The following is a 17983-nucleotide window of genomic DNA, read 5'->3' as shown; positions in this document are numbered from 1 at the left end:
CCCACGTACAAGACAGGTACGGCCCGTCCGAACCGACGAACCCCGCCCGTCAGAAACGGCTGACCCGCGATTCTACCAGAAGCATGCGCAGGCCGCGTGAACGCTGAGCTCCACCGTCATGCCCGGGCTGACGCCAGAAGTTCCTCGGCATGCGCCCTGCTCGTTCCCGTATCGCTTCCCGACAGCATGCGCGCGATCTCCAGCACGCGCTCTTGTTCGTCGATCTCGCGGGCCCTCGTTCGAACCGCGCCGTCTTCGTCGGTCTTCTCGACGACGATGTGCGCGTCCCCGTGAACCGCGACCTGCGCAAGGTGGGTTATCACCAGCACTTGATGATCCGCGGCAAGCTGTCTCAAACGCCGCCCGACAGCGTCCGCCGTCGCGCCTCCGATTCCCGCGTCGATCTCGTCGAACACCAGTACCGGCACCCGATCCGCTTTGCCGAGCACGCCCTTCATCGCAAGCATGACCCGTGAGACCTCACCGCCCGAGGCTATCTTCGAAAGGGGCCGCGCAGGCTGATCCGACCCGGGAGCATAGAGAAACTCCACTCGCTGCGGCCCGTCCTCGGTCCATTCTTCGAATGCGAGGTCGGCCGTTCCGACGTCAAACCGCACACCGCCCATAGCGAGATCGGAGACCGCATCGCCGAGGGCACTCACGAAACCCGGCACGGCCCTTCCCCTGACGTCCGCAAGCTGCCCGGCTGCGGCCTCGAGGTCTCCTTTCGCCGTGGCGACCCGGTCCTGCGCCTCCCCCAGGCTCGACGCGCCGCACTCCAGCCGGTCGAGCCGCTCCGCAGACTCCGCCGCAGTCCGGATGACGTCGTCCAGGTGCGGTCCGTACTTCTTCTTGAGCGATGCGAGCGCGGAGAGTCGGGCTTGTGCGGTATTCAGTGCCGCCGGGTCGTACTCGATGGCGCCACCATAGTCCCGGATCTCCCCACCGATGTCGTCGACGGCCGCAAGCGCGACCGTAAGCCGGTCGGTCAGCGAATCGAGAGCCGGGTCGAGCCCCGCAACACGGGCCAGCACGGACTGCGCGCGAGCAAGCGCGTCTCCCGCGCCGCCGTCGGATCGAAGTGACGCGAACGCCTCGCTTGCCGCCGCCGTTAGACGCTCGCCGTGCTCCATCATCGGCAGTCTGCGATCGATCTCCGCATCCTCGCCGGGGTGCGGCGCAACGGCCTCGATCTCCCGGGTCACGAACCGAAGGTAGTCGCCCGTCCTCTCCGAATCGGCCAACTCGGACTCGAGGCGGCGCAGAGTCGACACCGCGTCGCGGTACCCCCCGAGTGCGACGCGATAGGCCGCGAGAGCCCCCGTTGCGGCCTCTCCGATGTGTCGATCAAGATAGCCGACGTGTTGCGGAGGCGAGAGAAGGGCCTGGTGCTCGTGCTGTCCATGCAGGTCGAAGTGCGGGCCAAGGCCCTCGGCGAGCTGACCCACGGTCGCCATGCCCCCGTCGATCCAGCACCTTGATCTCCCGTCGGCGCTCACCTTCCTGACCGCGACCAGTTCGCCGTCAGTGCCGACGACCCGCCCCTCGACCAGCGCTTCCTGCGCCCCCGCACGCACGAGCGTCGAATCGGCACGCTCCCCGACGAGCAGCTTGAGAGCACCAACCAGCGCGGTCTTCCCAGCCCCGGTCTCCCCGGTGAGCACGGTCATGCCCGGCCCAAACTCAAGACGCACGTCCTCGATGAGTGCAAGATCACGCACATGAAGCTCCTCGAGCACGTCTAGCCTCCGAGGAACTCGGCAGCAGCAACCTCATAGAAGTCACGTCCATCGAGCTTCACGAGCAGGACGTCACTCTCGCTTCGACACACGGTCACCGATTCTATGTCTCTACGACAAGGGGTCAACTCGCCGTCCACGGAGACGCAACCGTCGCGCCGTGCGGGATCCGGCAAGCGAATCTCGACGACGTCGGATGAACCGATCACCATCGAGCGCGTCGTCAGCGTGTGAGGCGCGACGGGAACGACCACGTTGCACGGAACCGAGGGTGACACGATCGGCCCTCCGGCCGAAAGCGCATATGCGGTCGATCCCGTTGGGGTCGCGACGATAACACCATCGCCGGTGAAAGACATCATCGGCGTACCACTCACAGAGAGGGATACTTCGATCACGCGACCAGACGCCCCGCGTCCCACGAAGACCTCGTTCAGGGCGCGATAGCGCCCGACCTCCCGGCCACCCATGACGACGATCGCCTCGAGTGTCTCGCGTCGCTCGATCTGCCCTTCCCCTGCCAAGGCCGACGCCACGGCATCGTGCAGCCCCTCCGAGGGCGCACCGGTGAGGAAGCCGAGCTTGCCCATGTTCACGCCAAGGATCGGCACTTCGATCGGACCGAGCAGGTGGACGGCCTTCAGTATCGTCCCATCGCCGCCGAGAGAGACAACCAGCCCGGGCTCTCCGATCTCAGTGACCGGGACCCCGAAGTCCTTCAGTCCTGAAGCCTCGGCATCATCGCTGGTGAGGACGGGGTCGAACCCTCCCGCCGCAAGCGACGCCACGACCTCGCGCGCCGAAGCGAGCGCGACCGAATTACCCGCATTCGGAACAATGAGTACGCGCACTATCTCCCCAGCTCCCGGTGAGCAGCCCCGACGACCTCCGAAACGGACACGCCCACTTCCTCACCGTCATCTGACGCCCATATCCAGAACTCAATGTTACCTTCGGGCCCCGTGATAGGCGACCATGTCAGTCCGAGGGGGACAAGACCTTCTTCTCGAACCGCGCCAAGGACCCGTTCGAGCACCTCCTCGTGGATCGCAGGTTCGCGGACCACTCCACGTTTTCCCACACGACCCTTACCGGCCTCAAACTGAGGTTTTACCAACGCCACGAGTTGACCACCCGGTCGAAGCATCGAACACACCTTGTGCAGCACTTTCCCGACACTGATGAAAGACACATCCACGACCGCCAGATCGAACGGCGCTCCCACATCATCCGGCTCAGCCGTGCGGATGTTGGTTCGCTCGAACACCGACACTCGGGGATCCTGGCGCAGTGACCATGCCAGCTGCCCATACCCGACATCGATGGCACACACGTGCTCTGCGCCGTGCTGAAGCAGGTAGTCCGTGAAACCTCCGGTCGATGCGCCCACGTCCACTGCCCGAGCGTCTCGCGGGTCGATTCCGAACACGCGGAACGCGCCTTCCAGCTTCTGCCCGCCGCGGGACACGTAGTCAGCGTGGCGGCGTATCTCGATCTCTGCGTTGTCATCGATCAGCTGACCGGCCTTGGTCACCGGTTCATCACCGACGCGGACCTCGCCGGCCATGATCGCGGCCCGCGCGCGCTCCCGCGACGCGACGAGCCCGCGCTCAACGATGACGACGTCGGCTCGGCGTCGCGTCATCGGTTCCACTCCAAACGGTTTCGGACGTGCCGTCCCGTCCCAGGCCCATCAACCTGCCAAGGACCGCCCCCCGTATCCCATCCGGCGTGAGCCCGACCTCCGCCAGGAGCTTGTCCATCGCCCCGTGGGTGACAAAGCAGTCGGGAATCGACAGGCGCTGCACGGGAATCTCAGTTCCGAGGTCCGAAAGCGCCTCGAGAACAGCGGAGCCCATGCCCCCCTGACCGGTATTCTCCTCAATTGTCACCACCAGGTCATGGTTCGCCGCCGCCCATGAGATCGTCTCCAGGTCCAACGGCTTGAGCCAACGCATGTTCACGACGCTCGCCTCGACCGCGCCCTCGGCGAGAAGCTCCGCGGCCTGCTGCGCAGTCTTGACCATCCTGCCGATGGCGAGCAGAGCGACATCTGTACCGGTTCTCCGGATCTCCGCACGACCGGCCTCGAGAACAACCGGCTCATCGGGCAGACCGACACCCGTCCCCTTGCCACGGGGATAGCGGATCGCCACCGGTCCATCGGCCAGCAGAGCAGTGTGCAGCATGTTGGCAAGCTCGGCCTCATCGGCCGGTGCGAGGATCATCAGGTTGGGCACGGCTCGCAGATACGTCAGGTCGAACACACCGTGGTGCGTAGGGCCGTCCTCCCCAACCAGCCCTGCCCGATCAAGACAGAAGACCACGTGAAGGTCCTGAAGGGCGACATCCATGATGACCTGGTCGTACGCACGTTGCAGGAAGGTCGAGTAGATGGCCACCACCGGAAGCCGGCCACCGAGCGCAAGCCCGGCGGCGAGCCCCACTGCGTGCTGCTCGGCAATCCCGACATCGTAGAAGCGGTCCGGAAAGGCCTCCGCGAAGCGGTCGAGACCGGTTCCGGCGGGCATTGCGGCGGTGATGGCGACGATACGTTCGTCACGACCAGCCTCGGAGATGATCGACTGGCCGAAGGCTTCCGTGTACGTGAGAGGACCGTCTGATCCGTTGACCTCGCCGGTCTCTACTGAGAACGGACTGATTCCGTGGAACGTGTCTGGCTTGTCCTCGGCATGCGCGTAGCCGGCACCCTTGCGCGTCACCGCATGTATGATCACGGGTCCATCAACCTGTTTCGCCCGCGCGACCGCGGACTGCACCGCTGCCACGTCATGCCCGTCGATGGGGCCGACGTACTTCAGTCCGAGTTCCTCGAAGAGCATGCCCGGTACGATCAGCTGCTTGACGGACTCCTTGGCAGCTTCACCGGCAGCGACCATCGCCGCACCGAGTCTCGTCTTGCCGAGAGCGCTCTCAACATCATCACGAAGCCGGTTGTAGCGAGGGTCGAGACGAACGCGAGCGAGATACGACGCTAGCGCACCCACGTTCTGAGCGATCGACATCTCGTTGTCGTTCAGGATGATGATGACGCGGGCGCCGAGATGACCCATGTGATTCAGCGCCTCGAACGCCATTCCGCCGGTCATCGATCCGTCGCCGATGACCGCGACGACGTGCTCCTTGCCACCGTGCGCATCCCGGGCCGCAGCGAGGCCAAGCGCGACAGACAGCGAGTTGGACGCGTGCCCGGTGTCGAAAGTGTCGAACGCGCTCTCTGCCCGTTTCGGAAAGCCACATATGCCACCGTACTGACGCAGCGTACTGAATGAATCGCGCCTGCCTGTCAGCAGTTTGTGCACGTAGGACTGATGCCCGACGTCCCAGATTATCTTGTCGTACGGGCAGTTCAATGCCCGATGCATCCCGATTGTGAGCTCTACGACACCCAGGTTGGGCGCCAGATGACCACCTGTCTCCGAGACCGTGTTCACCAGCATCTCGCGAATCTCCCGAGCCAGGGTACTGAGCGCTTCCGCGTCGAGTTCACGCAGGTCATCAGGGGTGTGTATGGTGTCAAGAATTCGCTCGGAACTCAAGTGGTCTTCATCTCCACATGCAAGTGGTCGTGGGAACCGCCGATCTACGAACCAGCATAGACCCCCCGTTCGCTCGAATCGAGCGGACCCGCAAGCCGGTCAACGGCGCGTTACTCGCCTGCCTCGTTCCCGACAGCCGGCACAGTGTGACCCACCCCATCGTCGTCGGCCTCCACGTCCGGCTCGCCCTCGTCGGCGCCGGTCTCCGTATTCGCATCGAGCGACTGCGCGCCATCGACCAGATCGTCCCCCATCGGAACCGTCGAGTCGGACGCGTCATCGACCACTGATCGCCACTCGGTATGGTCGGACAGCTCGGTGCAGACATTCGCCAGGCGAACGCCCTCCTCGAGAAGATCGAGGCTCTGTTCGAGTGAGGTGTCCTTCTTGCGAACTTGGACGACGATCTCCTCCAGACGCGTCCTCGTACCCGCAAATGTGTGCTTCTCGTCAGCCATCCTCGCCGGAGTCTCCCGTCTCGCGAGTCACTCGAATCTCCGCCAGCCGGCCAAGGACTCCGTTGACGAACTTTGACGAGTCTTCGCCACCGTAGGTCTTAGCCATCTCGACCGCTTCGTTGATCGAGACCGAATCCGGAATGTCGTCGACATGAAGTATCTCATACACCGCCAGCCGCAGGATGTTGCGATCGACCAGGGGCATTCTCAGAACGGTCCAGTGTTCCGAAATCGCGGACAACTGCTCGTCGATCTCATCGAGATTGGCTTCGACACCCTCAACCAGAGACGTGCAAAACGCCGAGGGTTCGCCGTCCTCGGCGCTGTATGAGCGATGCTCCAAGATCTGCCCGACATCGTCGCCGGTGATCTCTCGCTGATAGAGGATCTGAAGAGCCTGTCGTCTGGCCCGCGTGCGCTCAAGCATGTCTGATTTGGACGCCGATCTGCTCGGGGGCTTGTCAGCCCTTGAAAACGATGCCGTCCACGAAGACATTGACCGCGCGCACCGGCACGCCGACCTGGTTGCGAACGGCGTCCGCAACCGCTTCCTGCACGGCGACAGCTACGGCCCTCAAGGGCTTGCCGTAGTCGAATTCAACGTGCAGCGCAACCGAAACGGATCCGTCTTCTACCTGAATCTCCACGGGCTTCGGTGCCTTGCCTGGCTTGCTGACGGCCTTCTGGGCAAGACCGGCCAGGCCATGACCGCATATGCATGCCACGCCCTCCACACTCTTGGCAGCGAGGGTCACGATAGTCTCGAGAACACCGGGCGCAAGGCCAAGGCCGTCCAGCCTGATCTCTTCGGACATCCAGTGCACCTCATCTCGCGGTCAATGCCGGTCGCTACGACATGTACGTTTCGACGAAATCAGTATATACGTCGCCGCGCTGGAACGCGTCGATCTCGATTACTGCTTGATGGAACGGGATCGTCGTCGGGATTCCAACGATGATGAACTCATCGAGCGCCCTCCGAGCCCGCGCGATGGCGTCCTCGCGCGTTTCACCCCACACGATCAGCTTGCCAAGGAGAGAATCGTAGTACGGAGGAACCGTGTAGCCCGAGTACAGGTGGCTGTCCACGCGTACACCGAAGCCGCCGGGAGGATTGTAAAGTCTGACCTCGCCCGGATGCGGACGGAAGTTGTGCTCCGGGTCCTCGGCGTTGATGCGGAACTCGATAGCGTGCCCGCGCAGAATGACGTCCTCCTGACGCGCATGTCGCATCGGCTCTCCGGCCGCGATGCGCAGCTGCTCCTTGATGATGTCGACGCCCGTGACCTGCTCGGTGACCGGGTGCTCGACCTGCACCCGCGTGTTCATCTCCATGAAGTAGAACGAGCCGTCCGTGTCGAGCAGAAACTCAACGGTGCCTGCGTTCACGTAGTCAACCGCCCTCACCGCAAGAAGGGCCGCGTCACCCATTGCCGCACGAAGCTCAGGGGTGAGAGCCGTGGATGGCGCTTCCTCGATGAGCTTCTGGTGGCGCCGCTGAACCGAGCAATCCCGTTCGAACAGGTGGATCGCATTGCCATGGGTGTCGGCAAGTACCTGCATCTCGATGTGTCGAGTGCGCGTCAGGTACTTCTCGATGTAGACGACGTCATTGCCGAACGCCGCAGCGGCTTCTGTCTTGGCCGCCGTGAAGTTCGACTCAAGCTCACCGGCGCTCTCGGCGACGCGCATGCCCTTGCCGCCTCCGCCCGCCGAGGCCTTGATAAGCACCGGGAACCCCACTTCCTCGGCGAAGGTGAGCGCTTCCGCGGCCGTCGCGACGGGACCTTCGCTGCCGGGAACGCAGGGCACGCCGGCCGCCATCATCGTCTGTCGGGCCACCGCCTTGTCGCCCATCCGCTCGATGGCCTCAGGCGACGGGCCGATGAACACCAGCCCGGAGTCCGCGACAGCGCGGGCGAACGCCGCGTTCTCCGCGAGAAACCCGTAGCCGGGATGAACCGCCTGTGCACCCGTCGTGACCGCCGCCGAGATGATGTTGGGCATACTCAGATAGCTCTGCGTCGAGGGCGGAGGACCGATGCACACGGCCTCGTCGGCCATGCGCGTGTGCAGGGAGTCACGATCAGCTTCGGAATAGACCGCTACGGTAGCCACGCCCATTTCGCGACACGCTCGAATCGCGCGCAGCGCGACTTCACCCCTGTTCGCAATCAGGATCTTCTCAAACATCCGCGCTACCCGAGCGGCTCGTAGTAGAACAGCACGGTACCGTACTCGACGGCTTCTGCATCTCCGACGCAAACCTCACGCACGGTGCCGGGCTCTTCGGCTGCGATCTCGTTCATCAGTTTCATGGCTTCAAGGATGCAAAGCGTTTCACCCTCGTCGAAGGTGTCACCGACCGACACGAAGGGGTCGGCGCCGGGTGATGCGGCGTGGTAGAGCGTCCCCACCATTGGCGAAGTCACCGTACGCCAGGTCGCCGGGCGCTCGGCCGCATCCCGTACGGCAACGTCCTGAGGCGCGCTGGCATCAGCAGCCGGCGGCGGGGCGGCGGCCGCAGCAGGTGCCACCGAGGTCATCTCGGCAAACCCACCCTTGCGCACGATGATCTTGACGCCGCCCTCTTCTACAACGACCTCGCTCACGCCTGCCGTCTCAACGATCTTGATGAGCTCGCGTATCTGGTTCACGTCCACGGGCTCTTCTCCCTCCATCATGGTCTCGATCTCCTCGCCCATCATGAAGACCGCCTTCTCGGCACCCTCCTGATGGAGCGTGAGATAGGTTTTTGCTTCGTTCGGGAAGAGGGCGTACATGAGTACGTCCTCTTCCGAGTGCGCGAGGTCGCCGATCTCCGCCTCGACCTCCGCATATGTCGTCGACACTAGCGAGCCAGGCCGAACGTCCGGCGGCAGCAGCTCGTCCTTGCCGAGGGCTTTCGCAACGACAGTCTCGTCCATGGGGCCGGGAGCCTTCCCGTAATGCCCCTTGATGTAGTCCTTCATCTCCTTGGGCACGACGGCCCAGCGCTTGCCTGTAAGCACGTTGATGACAGCCTGCGTGCCCACGATCTGGGACATGGGGGTGACGAGCGGTGGGAATCCAACCTCGGCGCGCACCTTCGGGATCTCGGCAAGCACGTCCGGGAGCCGGTCGGGTGCTTTCTGGAGTTCAAGCTGGCTCACGAGGTTGCTCATCATGCCGCCCGGAACCTGATGAGAGAAGACCTCCATGTGCAGGAGCGATGTCACGCCGCGCTTGAGCTTCTTGCGCATGCGGACCGCCTCCCAGTATTCAGCGATCTCGAACAGCAGATCCAGATCGAGGCCCGTGTCGTAGGGCGACTCCTTCAGCGCCGCGACGATCATCTCGACAGCAGGCTGGCTGTTCCCGAACGCCAGCGCCACCACTGCGGTGTCGATGATTTCCGCACCTGCCTCGGCGGCCTTCAGATAGTTCATCGGTGCCATGCCGCCGATGTAGTGACAGTGCACGTGAACGGGCAGCCCGATCTGGTTGTTGAGGGCAGTCACCATCTTCTCGGTGCGAAAGGGCGTGAGCATTCCCGCCATGTCCTTGATGCAGATCGTATCGGCTCCGATGTCCTTGAGCTGCTGTGCGTACTCGAGGTAGCTGTCCAGTGTGTGCACAGGGCTGACCGTGTAGCTGATGGCTCCTTCGAAGTGCCCGCCGCATTCCTTGATCGCCTCGGCCGACACCTCGACGTTTCGGATGTCATTGAGCGCATCGAACACCCGGAAGATGTCGATACCGTTCCGCTTCGACGCGTGAACGAACCGCCTGACGATCTCATCGCTGTAGTGCCGGTAACCCACGAGGTTCTGGCCTCGTAGAAGCATCTGAAGCGGAGTCTTCGGGCAGTGCTGCTTGATGATGCGTAGGCGCTCCCATGGGTTCTCGTCAAGGAACCTGAGTGCTGCATCGAACGTCGCACCACCCCAGACCTCCAAGGACCAGTAACCCACCGAGTCCGTCTTGCGGAGAATCGGCAGCATGTCAGCGATCTGCATGCGCGTAGCCCACAACGACTGGTGGGCGTCTCGCAAGGTCGTATCGGTGATATGCACTGGACGCATGCCGTTCTCTCCTCGGAATCTGAGTGTACAAAACCGGCGCGAGGTCGCATTGCCGTCGCGTCGGTTTGGCTAGTATATACGACAAGGTGTGCGGGTACGAGGCTACACGCGCGTGATATAGCTTCCGTCGCGCGTGTCCACCTTCAGTGTTTCGCCGGTGTTCACAAACATCGGTACCTGGATGACCGCACCCGTCTCCAGTGTGGCCGCCTTGGTGCCGCCCTGCACGGTATCGCCCTTGAATCCTGGGTCTGTCTCCACGACCACCAACTCGACGAACATAGGGGGTTCAACACCGATCATCTCTCCCCCTGCGATCAGGACTTCCACCTCATCATTCTCCTTGAGCCACTTCGCCGTGTCACCGACGAAGTCGGCGTTCAGTTCGACCTGCTCGTAGCTCGCGCTATCCATGAAGTGGAACGACGACCCGTCGCCGTAGAGATACTGCATCCTCTTGGTCTCCACGCGGACGTCTTCGAGCTTCTCGCCGGCCCTGAAGGTCACGTCGACCACGCGTCCGGTCTTGAGCTCCTTGAGCTTGGTGCGTACGAACGCACCTCCTTTGCCCGGCTTCACGTGTTGGAACTCGGCGATGATCCACATCTTGTCGCTGTAGATGATGCACATGCCGTTCTTGAAGTTGTTCGTAGACACCGCCATAGATCTTGTACCTTCCCTCGGTTCTAGAGCTCGATCAGCTCCTTTGGGGCGGCGGACAAGACACGGCAACCACCCTCTTCAATGACCACCAAATCCTCAATTCTAACACCGCCGAAACCCTCAATGTACACGCCCGGCTCGATCGTGACGACAGAGCCTGCGTGGACGGCATCCCGGCCACGCGGACTGACACTTGGCATCTCGTGAACGTCGATACCGACCCCGTGACCCAGGCCATGGCCGAACGCCTCGGCCAGTCCATGCTGACCCAGCGCGTCCCGTGCCGCCCGATCGATGTCCATCCCCCGAACACCGGCGCGTGCCGCGAGAATGCCTGCCTTGTTTGCGGCGAGGACCGCGTCGTAGATCTCACGTTGACGATCGCTTGCGCTGCCAATCACGAAGGTCCTCGTCAGATCAGAGCAGTAGCCACTCACACGCGCGCCCAGATCCACAGTGACGAAGTCCCCGACCTCGAACTGGCGGTCCGACACTTTCGCGTGTGGACGTGACGAGTTCGGTCCGCTCGCGACAATGGGGTCGAACGCAACTGCGTCTCCGCCGTTCTGCCGGATGAAGACCTCGATCGCAAGCGCTATGTCGCACTCACGCGCACCGGAAACGATCTGTCCCTTCACGTGCTCAAGCGCCCGATCGGTCAAGTCGGCCGCGACCGAGATGCGCTCGATCTCCGCGGCCTCCTTGACCTGACGGATCTCCTCGATCCATGCGTCCACGACCTCGACCCGGCCCTGGAACTGCTCGGAGACGAACCGGAATCGTCCGTAGGGCACCGACGACTCAAGTGCAACTTCATCGATTCCCCGCTCTGCGGCATATGCGCACAACTCGATGTAGAGCGATTCCTTGGGCACGCAGACTATCCAAGGTGTCCCTACGGCCGCCGCTTCGGCCGCCTCGGCATAGCGGAAGTCGGTGTAGACGCAAGCGATGTCCGAGGTGATCAGCAGGGCGACGTTGGCTTCGCTATCGAATACGTTCTCGAAGCCGGTCAGATATGAAACGTTGGAAACGCTCGTCACGACGATCGCTGAGGAGTGACGCTGTGCCAGCTTGAGCCTGGTCGCCGAGAGCCTTCGATCCGCTATCATGCGTCGCCCCGAACGCTCTGAGCGGCGGCGCGAACGCCGAGCAGGTACGAGCCGACGCCGAATCCCGATATCTGACCGATGCATGCCGGTGCGATGACACTCGACGCACGAAACTCCTCGCGGGCCGCGATGTTGCTCAGGTGCACCTCGATCACGGGCAGCTCGGCTCCCGCAACCGCGTCCCGCAGCGCGTACGAGTAGTGAGTGAAGGCACCCGGATTCATCACGACAGCGTCGTAGTCTCCAGGTGCCTGCTGCAATGCGTCGATGATTGCGCCCTCGTGGTTCGACTGCAAGAATCCGACCTCCACGCCCTCATCGGCAGCCTGTTGGGTCACCAGCGCCTCGATTTGGGCGAGAGTCGTCGAGCCGTAGATATCCGGCTCCCTCGTTCCAAGGAGATTCAGGTTCGGTCCGTTGATGACGAGCACGCGTATCACGATCTCAACCCCTCTCGCGCATCCACTCGCGCAGCTCCTCCTGAAGCACACCGCCGTCGACCCCGCGTACCACATGCTCTCCGGGGCTCGTGGCAAGCACGAAACGCACGGCGCCGTTGCGCACCTTCTTGTCCGAAGACATCGCCGTACGGATCATCTCGCTATCGTACACCGAGGAGAGCTCAACGAGACCGAGTGCATCTAGAAGCGCTTCCTGTCTGCTCACGAATTCAGGCGACACTGCTTCGATGCGTGCGGCCAGCCGCGCCGAGAAGCGCATCCCTTCGGCAACCGCAAGTCCGTGGCCGACCGCGCCATACCCGGCCACCTTCTCGATGGCATGTCCGAGAGTGTGCCCCAGGTTCAAGCACTCCCTCACGCCGCATTCTCGCTCGTCTCCAGCCACGATGCGCGCCTTGAACTCGACTGATGCCTGGATTGCGTGCTTGACCGTCTCGGGATCACGGTCCACGAGACCCTGGGCGTGCGTCTCAAGCCACGACAGGAACTCCTCGCCGTCAAGTACCGCCGACTTCGCGATCTCGGCGAGTCCGCTCCGCCACTCCAGCTCCAACAGGGTTCGAGGCGAATCGGTATCCGCGACCACCGCACGCGGTTGAAGGAACGCGCCCGCGAGGTTCTTGCCTGCCGCCAGGTCCACTGCGGTCTTGCCACCGACAGATGAGTCCACCTGCGCCAGAAGTGTCGTGGGGATCTGCGCGTAGGAAATGCCTCTCATGTACACCGCCGCGCAGAACCCCGCGAGGTCGCCAATCACCCCACCGCCAAGCGCCACCACGATGTCTCCCCGGTCGAGTCCGTGCGCAGCCAGCGCCTCGAGCACCTCACCTGCGCGCGCCCAACTCTTGCTGGCCTCGCCCGGTTCGACCGTGACCTGAACCACGCGGAACTGCGCAGCCTCAAGCGAAGCGACGACCCGCACTCCGAGAAGTGCTTGAACGTTCGAGTCAGTGACAACCGCCGCCGTACGAGCAGTCGAGTGCTCCCTCACGAGAGAGCCGCACAAGTCCACGATCCCGGAGCCGATGTGCACCGGATAGAGGCCTGACGATGTCATCACCTGGACCCTGACCGCATCGCTCACTCGACCTCGACCCCTTTCAGCAACGCCAGGACCTCGCTCGCGACGGTCGACGGTTCCTTGCCGGTGGTATCCACGGCGATGTCGGCAGACGCCCGGTACAGCGACTCCCTCGCTGTCAGAAGTGAGGTTGCGGCCACAACACCACCGGCTCCTGCCAGGAGCGGCCGCGATTCGGTTCCGCCAATGCGGGCAAGCGCCTCTCCGGGAGTGACAACGAGGTAGACCACACGCCCTTCGCAGGCCAACAGCGCCCTGTTCTCGTCGACGAGGATCACCCCTCCCCCACACGCCACCACCGATGGAGGCGCGTCTCCTAGCGCGCGCAGGGCCCGCGTCTCCAACGAGCGAAACCCCGTCTCCCCGTCCTCGGCGAATATCTGGGTCACCGAACGGCCTTCGTCCTGCTCGATGGTTTCGTCGAGGTCGATGAAGGGGTGTCCCAGGTCCTTGGCGAGCAGATGACCGACGGTCGACTTGCCGGCGCCCATGAAGCCGACCAGGAACACGTGACTCACGGCTGCAGCCTCGCACGGTATGCGGCAACAGCGGAGATCGTGTCGTCCAGACAGTCCCCGCCGAACTTCTCGATGTAGGCGCGGGCAAGAACGAGTGACACGTCTGCCTCGGCAACGACGGCCGCCGCCGGGACAGCACAGACATCTGAACGTTCCTTCGAAGCATCGACTGGCTCATGAGTGTCCATATCCACACTGGCCAGCGGCTTCATGAGTGTCGGAATGGGCTTCATTGCTGCGCGAATCACCAGCGGCTCCCCGTTCGTCATGCCGCCCTCGACGCCACCTGCATGATTGGTCTTGCGGTAGAAGCCCCGACCTTCGTCGAACAGGATCTCGTCATGAACGCCGGAACCCGGGCGCGTGGCAGCCCGAAACCCGTCACCGAACTCAACGCCCTTGATCGCGGGAATCGAGCACACGGCCGCGGCGAGTCCTGCATCGAGACGGCGGGACGCTTCGGCGTACGAACCTAGTCCGGGGACGAGACCCGTCGCCGTCACGCAGAAGACGCCTCCGAGGCTCTCGCCCGCCTCACGGGCTTCGTCGATCGCCACACGCATCCGTTTCGCAGTCGCCTCGTCGGGGCAACGCACGTCGCTGGCATCCACAAGTGCGGCATCGATTGCAGCTGGGTCTTCGACATCGTCCATCGCCACATCGCCGATGGACTGGACGAACGACTCCACCCCTACGCCCATTTGCGTCAGGAATGCTCGGGCGACCGAACCGGCCGCAACGCGGGCCGCGGTCTCACGAGCACTGGCCCTCTCAAGGATGTCGCGAATGTCTCGAGAGCCCGTCTTCTGAACCCCTGCAAGATCCGCATGCCCGGGACGCGGTGCGGTCACCCGGGCCGAGTCGACCGGCTCGCCAAAGACAGACATCACGTCTGTCCAGTTGTCCCAGTCGCGATTTGAGATGGCGATCGTCACAGGACTCCCGATCGTCCTGCCGAATCGCACACCGGAGACAATGGAGCCACGATCTGACTCGATTCGCATCCGCCCACCCCGCCCGTAGCCTACCTGCCGACGGGCAAGATCGTCATCAATCGCCTTCTGGGTCAGAGGAATACCGGCGGGTACCCGGGTGACGACTGCCGTGAGAACCCTGCCGTGTGACTCACCCGAGGTGACGTAGCGCATTGATTCCTCCGGGGACGGCGTTGCGGTAGAGCAATTCTACCACCGGAATGACCCCACAAGTCCCGGAGGACTACTTCGTGACGCCTTGGCCGATACTGATCGTCACCTGCACGTCACCGTAGAGCATCGTCACGCTCGTCGTGCCGATTGTGAGGACTTCCCACGGAGAGCCCGGAATGGACTCGCCTTCGGCCAGAGTGTACTCCTGGCCCTCGAAGACCAGCACAGCTCTCGCGACCCCGTTGTCTGAGATGATGTCCTGAAGATACAGAGTCTGACTGCTCGTATCCGGTGCTGCCACCGAGTCGGAGGTTGCAGTCGTAGACGTGGGAGACCCCGTCGTGGTCTCGAGTTCCGATGCGTCTGGCGTGACAATCAACGGCTCGAAGACGTCCCTGAAGGTGAACAGATCGCTGAGGGGTACGCCGCCGGGTTCTATGATAGCATCGGCGCTCGCAGTGGCCTCCTTTGACCCGGCAGCAGCATCGTTGGCTCCGACGGTATCTGGAGAGGATGACGGCTCAAGTACGAACATGAACACGGCCCACGCAACGAGTCCCGCGACAACAAGGAAGGCGAGAACCGCGCCACCGATGACAATCAGCTTGCCCGTGGATGTCGAGAGGAAGTCCCCGGCCTTCTCAGGAACGCCGGACACGGGAGCGGCCTCTGCCGGAGACAGAGAGCTGTCCTGGGGTGTCATGTCGTCTACCACAGGTGTCTCCTCACCGATCCGTCACTGGCCCGGGGCAGGAGGTACGGTCTTGTCCGGCCCCTCCTGTTTGGTAGCTAGAGAGTATGCCTCGAGCTGGATCGAGGTCTCCACGAATGTGCGGCTCGGCAAGAGATCGGTGTCGGGCTCGTACCTCGATGTCGAGAAGTTGACGATTCTCATCTGTCGTGTCAGTCGGCGGAGTCGCTGTATGACGTCCACGGTGTCCTGCCAGGTACCTCTAACCGTCAGAGAGACTGGAATCGCCCAGTACTCCGGCTCAGCGGCCGCATCACTCGGCCTTTGGGTGGGTTCCCCCGGAGTCAGTGACGCGAACTCGAGACCGGACTCGTTCACTACGTCCTGCAGTTCGATGATCATCGCCGGCAGTTCCGGTGTCTCCGGCAACTCGTTAGCGAGGCGCATCAGCTTCACATCGGTCTCGCTGGCACGCAGCTTCTTCTCCTTGCGAGTCTCCAGGAGAAGCGAAGCGTCCTTCTGGTCCTGCTGAGCCTGAGCTATCTGGTCGTCAAGATCGCCGAGGGCACCAAACTGCGGCACGATGAGAAGGAAGACCGCGGCGACCGCAACCAGGACGATCAGGAGAATCGCGATGATGAGCTTCTGTTGTGTAGTGAGTTTCATCTCGCTAACCTGTCATTTCACTGAGCGGACTGACTTGGCGGGGCAGGTTCGCTCGAGTTCGTTGTCGTGTCCGGCGCCGCCGGTCTCACCACTCCGGTCGTTATCGAGAACGTGATCACATAGTCTTCCGTATCTTCGTAGGCGCTCTTCGTGGAAGACACGAGCCACACTTCATCCACCAGTTCAAGATCGGCGAGTCGCACTAGTGTCTTGGCCACTGCCTTGTGCCCGAAATCCGGTACATCCGTCACGCTATCAAGAGCGCTGCAATCGATAGTCAGGCCACTTTCCTCGTCTCCTGACAGTGAGTCCAACCACACATCCGACGGCAGCACGAGCGAGAATTCGTTGACGATTCTCCCCCAGTCGGCCCTCTTTGCGAGAGCTTCGCGGGCGATAGATAGCCGCGACTCCAGAGCACCCTCTTTGTCCTCGAAGACCTTCAGAGCCTCCGCGCTGTTCCTCAACGTCACAGCGGTGTCCTGCTCGGCCTGAAGCAGCGAGTTGCGCCCAGCCACCTGCCACGCCATGACACCCCACACCGCCGCGACAACAAGAAACACGACGAGCCCGCCAAGAGCGACGAAGGTGATCAGGCGCTCGAACTTGCGCTTCTCGATGATCTCCCGAGGAAGAAGGTTGATGCGGATCATCTAGACCGCACCCCCCATTGCAAGGCCGACGACCGGCGCGGAGCCCATTCGATCGGCCAGGACGAGGTCCTGAAGACCGCCGGGCACCTGAACCCACTGGAGCGGATCCGCAAGCACGACCTCCGCCTGGAGGCCCTTCTCGATGTAGCCGGCCATGTTGGAGAGCTGCGCACCGCTGCCCGTCATGTAGATCTTGCGGATCGTGCGCACCTGTGTCGCCTGGGTGAGGTAGTAGTCGAGGGACCGCCGGACCTCGGCGATGAACTTGTTGACCTCGCGCTCGAGAGCGTCCTGGGCGACCTGATACGTCTGCTGGTCGACATCGGGCACAACGGCCTGGGCCGCCGCGGAATCGATGTCAGGAAGCCCTACACGAATCTTCAGTTCCTCGGCTTCGTCGAAAGTGAGGTTCAGTACGTTGGCGATCGCCTGGGTGAACTGGTTGCCGGCGATCGACGACACGCGGGTGAAGCGCGGGACTTCGCGCTCAACGACCACGATGTTGGTCAGTCCGGACGAGATGTGAATGACGCCGATCGCTTCGCCGATCGCTTCGTCCTCACCGGGCAGGACCGTGCCACCCATGCCAAGGATCGAACGAACGATCGCAAACGAGGTCACATCGATCTGAGCGAGTTTCAGGCCCGCCTGCTCGACGGCAAGCACAGCATTGCCGATCATGTCCTTCTGCGCGGCGACAAGCAGCACTTCCATCATGTGCTCGTCGGCCGGCGTCATGTAGTCGCCGATTATCTGGAAGTCGAGGATCGCGTCCTCGATAGGAATCGGTATGTAGTCCTGCGCCTGGTACTGGATCGCGCCCTCAAGTTCAGCGCGCTCCATGTATGGCAGATCGATCAGCCGCACGACGACCTTCTGGTTGGACACGCCGATCGAGACGTCCTTGCCGTGAAGACCGTGCCGGCGCCACAGTTCCTTCATCGCCGAGGAAACCGCTTCTGTATCGACGACTTCGCCTTCTACGACCGCGCCCATAGGAAGATTGACGCGCCCATACGCGCCGAGCACGAACCCCGAGCCGGATGGCTTCAGTTGGGCTGCGCGAATGTGGTCGGTCCCGATATCGAGACCGATGGGCATCGGCTGGGTGCCGAGGGAGAAGGCGCCCACAGGAGTCCCCCTTCTACCACTAGTGCTACGACGTGACT

19 protein-coding genes are annotated in these 17983 nt (G+C 62.9%); all 19 read right to left on the bottom strand.

From position 1 onward, the window contains the following. Positions 1-116: 116 nt before the first annotated feature. Positions 117-1739: a DNA repair protein RecN gene (locus tag Q8K99_07805; protein MDP2182459.1), complete on the bottom strand. Its 1623-nt coding sequence runs from the start codon at positions 1737-1739 to the stop codon at positions 117-119. A gap of 2 nt (positions 1740-1741) precedes the next feature. After that, positions 1742-2590 carry an NAD(+)/NADH kinase gene (locus Q8K99_07800; GenBank protein MDP2182458.1) on the bottom strand — a complete coding sequence of 283 codons (849 nt, stop codon included), beginning with the start codon at positions 2588-2590 and terminating at the stop codon, positions 1742-1744. Beyond that, positions 2590-3384, bottom strand: a complete 795-nt coding sequence (locus Q8K99_07795; GenBank protein MDP2182457.1) for a TlyA family RNA methyltransferase — start codon at positions 3382-3384, stop codon at positions 2590-2592. The genes Q8K99_07800 and Q8K99_07795 overlap by 1 nt, the downstream gene beginning before the upstream one ends. Beyond that, the gene (dxs, locus tag Q8K99_07790; GenBank protein MDP2182456.1) at positions 3350-5299 is read right to left on the bottom strand and encodes a 1-deoxy-D-xylulose-5-phosphate synthase; all 1950 of its coding nucleotides are present in this window, start codon (positions 5297-5299) and stop codon (positions 3350-3352) included. Before dxs ends, Q8K99_07795 begins: the two co-directional genes overlap by 35 nt. 110 nt (positions 5300-5409) lie before the next feature. Next, positions 5410-5757: an exodeoxyribonuclease VII small subunit gene (locus Q8K99_07785; GenBank protein MDP2182455.1), complete on the bottom strand. Its 348-nt coding sequence runs from the start codon at positions 5755-5757 to the stop codon at positions 5410-5412. Continuing rightward, positions 5750-6184, bottom strand: coding sequence for a transcription antitermination factor NusB (gene nusB / locus Q8K99_07780; GenBank protein ID MDP2182454.1), 435 nt, complete (start codon positions 6182-6184; stop codon positions 5750-5752). The genes Q8K99_07785 and nusB overlap by 8 nt, the downstream gene beginning before the upstream one ends. Positions 6185-6218: 34 nt before the next feature. Beyond that, entirely contained in the window at positions 6219-6572 is a 354-nt protein-coding gene (locus Q8K99_07775) for an Asp23/Gls24 family envelope stress response protein (GenBank protein ID MDP2182453.1), read from the bottom strand. 34 nt (positions 6573-6606) lie between these two features. Next, on the bottom strand, positions 6607-7950 hold the full coding sequence (accC, locus tag Q8K99_07770; GenBank protein MDP2182452.1) for an acetyl-CoA carboxylase biotin carboxylase subunit: 1344 nt from the start codon (positions 7948-7950) through the stop codon (positions 6607-6609). A 5-nt stretch (positions 7951-7955) separates the two neighbouring features. After that, complete coding sequence (gene accB / locus Q8K99_07765) at positions 7956-9821, bottom strand: acetyl-CoA carboxylase biotin carboxyl carrier protein (protein MDP2182451.1); 1866 nt, start codon at positions 9819-9821, stop codon at positions 7956-7958. Positions 9822-9923: 102 nt separating this feature from the next. After that, complete coding sequence (gene efp / locus Q8K99_07760) at positions 9924-10484, bottom strand: elongation factor P (GenBank protein MDP2182450.1); 561 nt, start codon at positions 10482-10484, stop codon at positions 9924-9926. 23 nt (positions 10485-10507) lie between these two features. Continuing rightward, positions 10508-11596: an aminopeptidase P family protein gene (locus tag Q8K99_07755; GenBank protein MDP2182449.1), complete on the bottom strand. Its 1089-nt coding sequence runs from the start codon at positions 11594-11596 to the stop codon at positions 10508-10510. Next, a complete protein-coding gene (gene aroQ, locus Q8K99_07750) occupies positions 11593-12033 on the bottom strand; it encodes a type II 3-dehydroquinate dehydratase (protein ID MDP2182448.1) in 441 nt (146 codons plus the stop codon). Before aroQ ends, Q8K99_07755 begins: the two co-directional genes overlap by 4 nt. 7 nt (positions 12034-12040) lie before the next feature. Further along, on the bottom strand, positions 12041-13141 hold the full coding sequence (gene aroB / locus Q8K99_07745) for a 3-dehydroquinate synthase (GenBank protein MDP2182447.1): 1101 nt from the start codon (positions 13139-13141) through the stop codon (positions 12041-12043). Continuing rightward, positions 13138-13656, bottom strand: coding sequence for a shikimate kinase (locus Q8K99_07740; protein ID MDP2182446.1), 519 nt, complete (start codon positions 13654-13656; stop codon positions 13138-13140). Before Q8K99_07740 ends, aroB begins: the two co-directional genes overlap by 4 nt. Further along, positions 13653-14804: a chorismate synthase gene (gene aroC / locus Q8K99_07735; GenBank protein ID MDP2182445.1), complete on the bottom strand. Its 1152-nt coding sequence runs from the start codon at positions 14802-14804 to the stop codon at positions 13653-13655. The genes Q8K99_07740 and aroC overlap by 4 nt, the downstream gene beginning before the upstream one ends. 70 nt (positions 14805-14874) lie before the next feature. Next, on the bottom strand, positions 14875-15519 hold the full coding sequence (locus Q8K99_07730) for a hypothetical protein (GenBank protein ID MDP2182444.1): 645 nt from the start codon (positions 15517-15519) through the stop codon (positions 14875-14877). 21 nt (positions 15520-15540) lie between these two features. Then, entirely contained in the window at positions 15541-16161 is a 621-nt protein-coding gene (pilO, locus tag Q8K99_07725; protein MDP2182443.1) for a type 4a pilus biogenesis protein PilO, read from the bottom strand. 17 nt (positions 16162-16178) lie between these two features. After that, entirely contained in the window at positions 16179-16814 is a 636-nt protein-coding gene (locus Q8K99_07720; GenBank protein MDP2182442.1) for a hypothetical protein, read from the bottom strand. Then, the gene (gene pilM / locus Q8K99_07715) at positions 16815-17945 is read right to left on the bottom strand and encodes a type IV pilus assembly protein PilM (protein ID MDP2182441.1); all 1131 of its coding nucleotides are present in this window, start codon (positions 17943-17945) and stop codon (positions 16815-16817) included. Positions 17946-17983 lie beyond the last annotated feature (38 nt).

It is taken from the genome of Actinomycetota bacterium (assembly GCA_030682655.1).
GTDB lineage: Bacteria > Actinomycetota > Coriobacteriia > Anaerosomatales > JAUXNU01 > JAUXNU01.
This window is presented reverse-complemented; position numbering and strand designations above follow the sequence as displayed.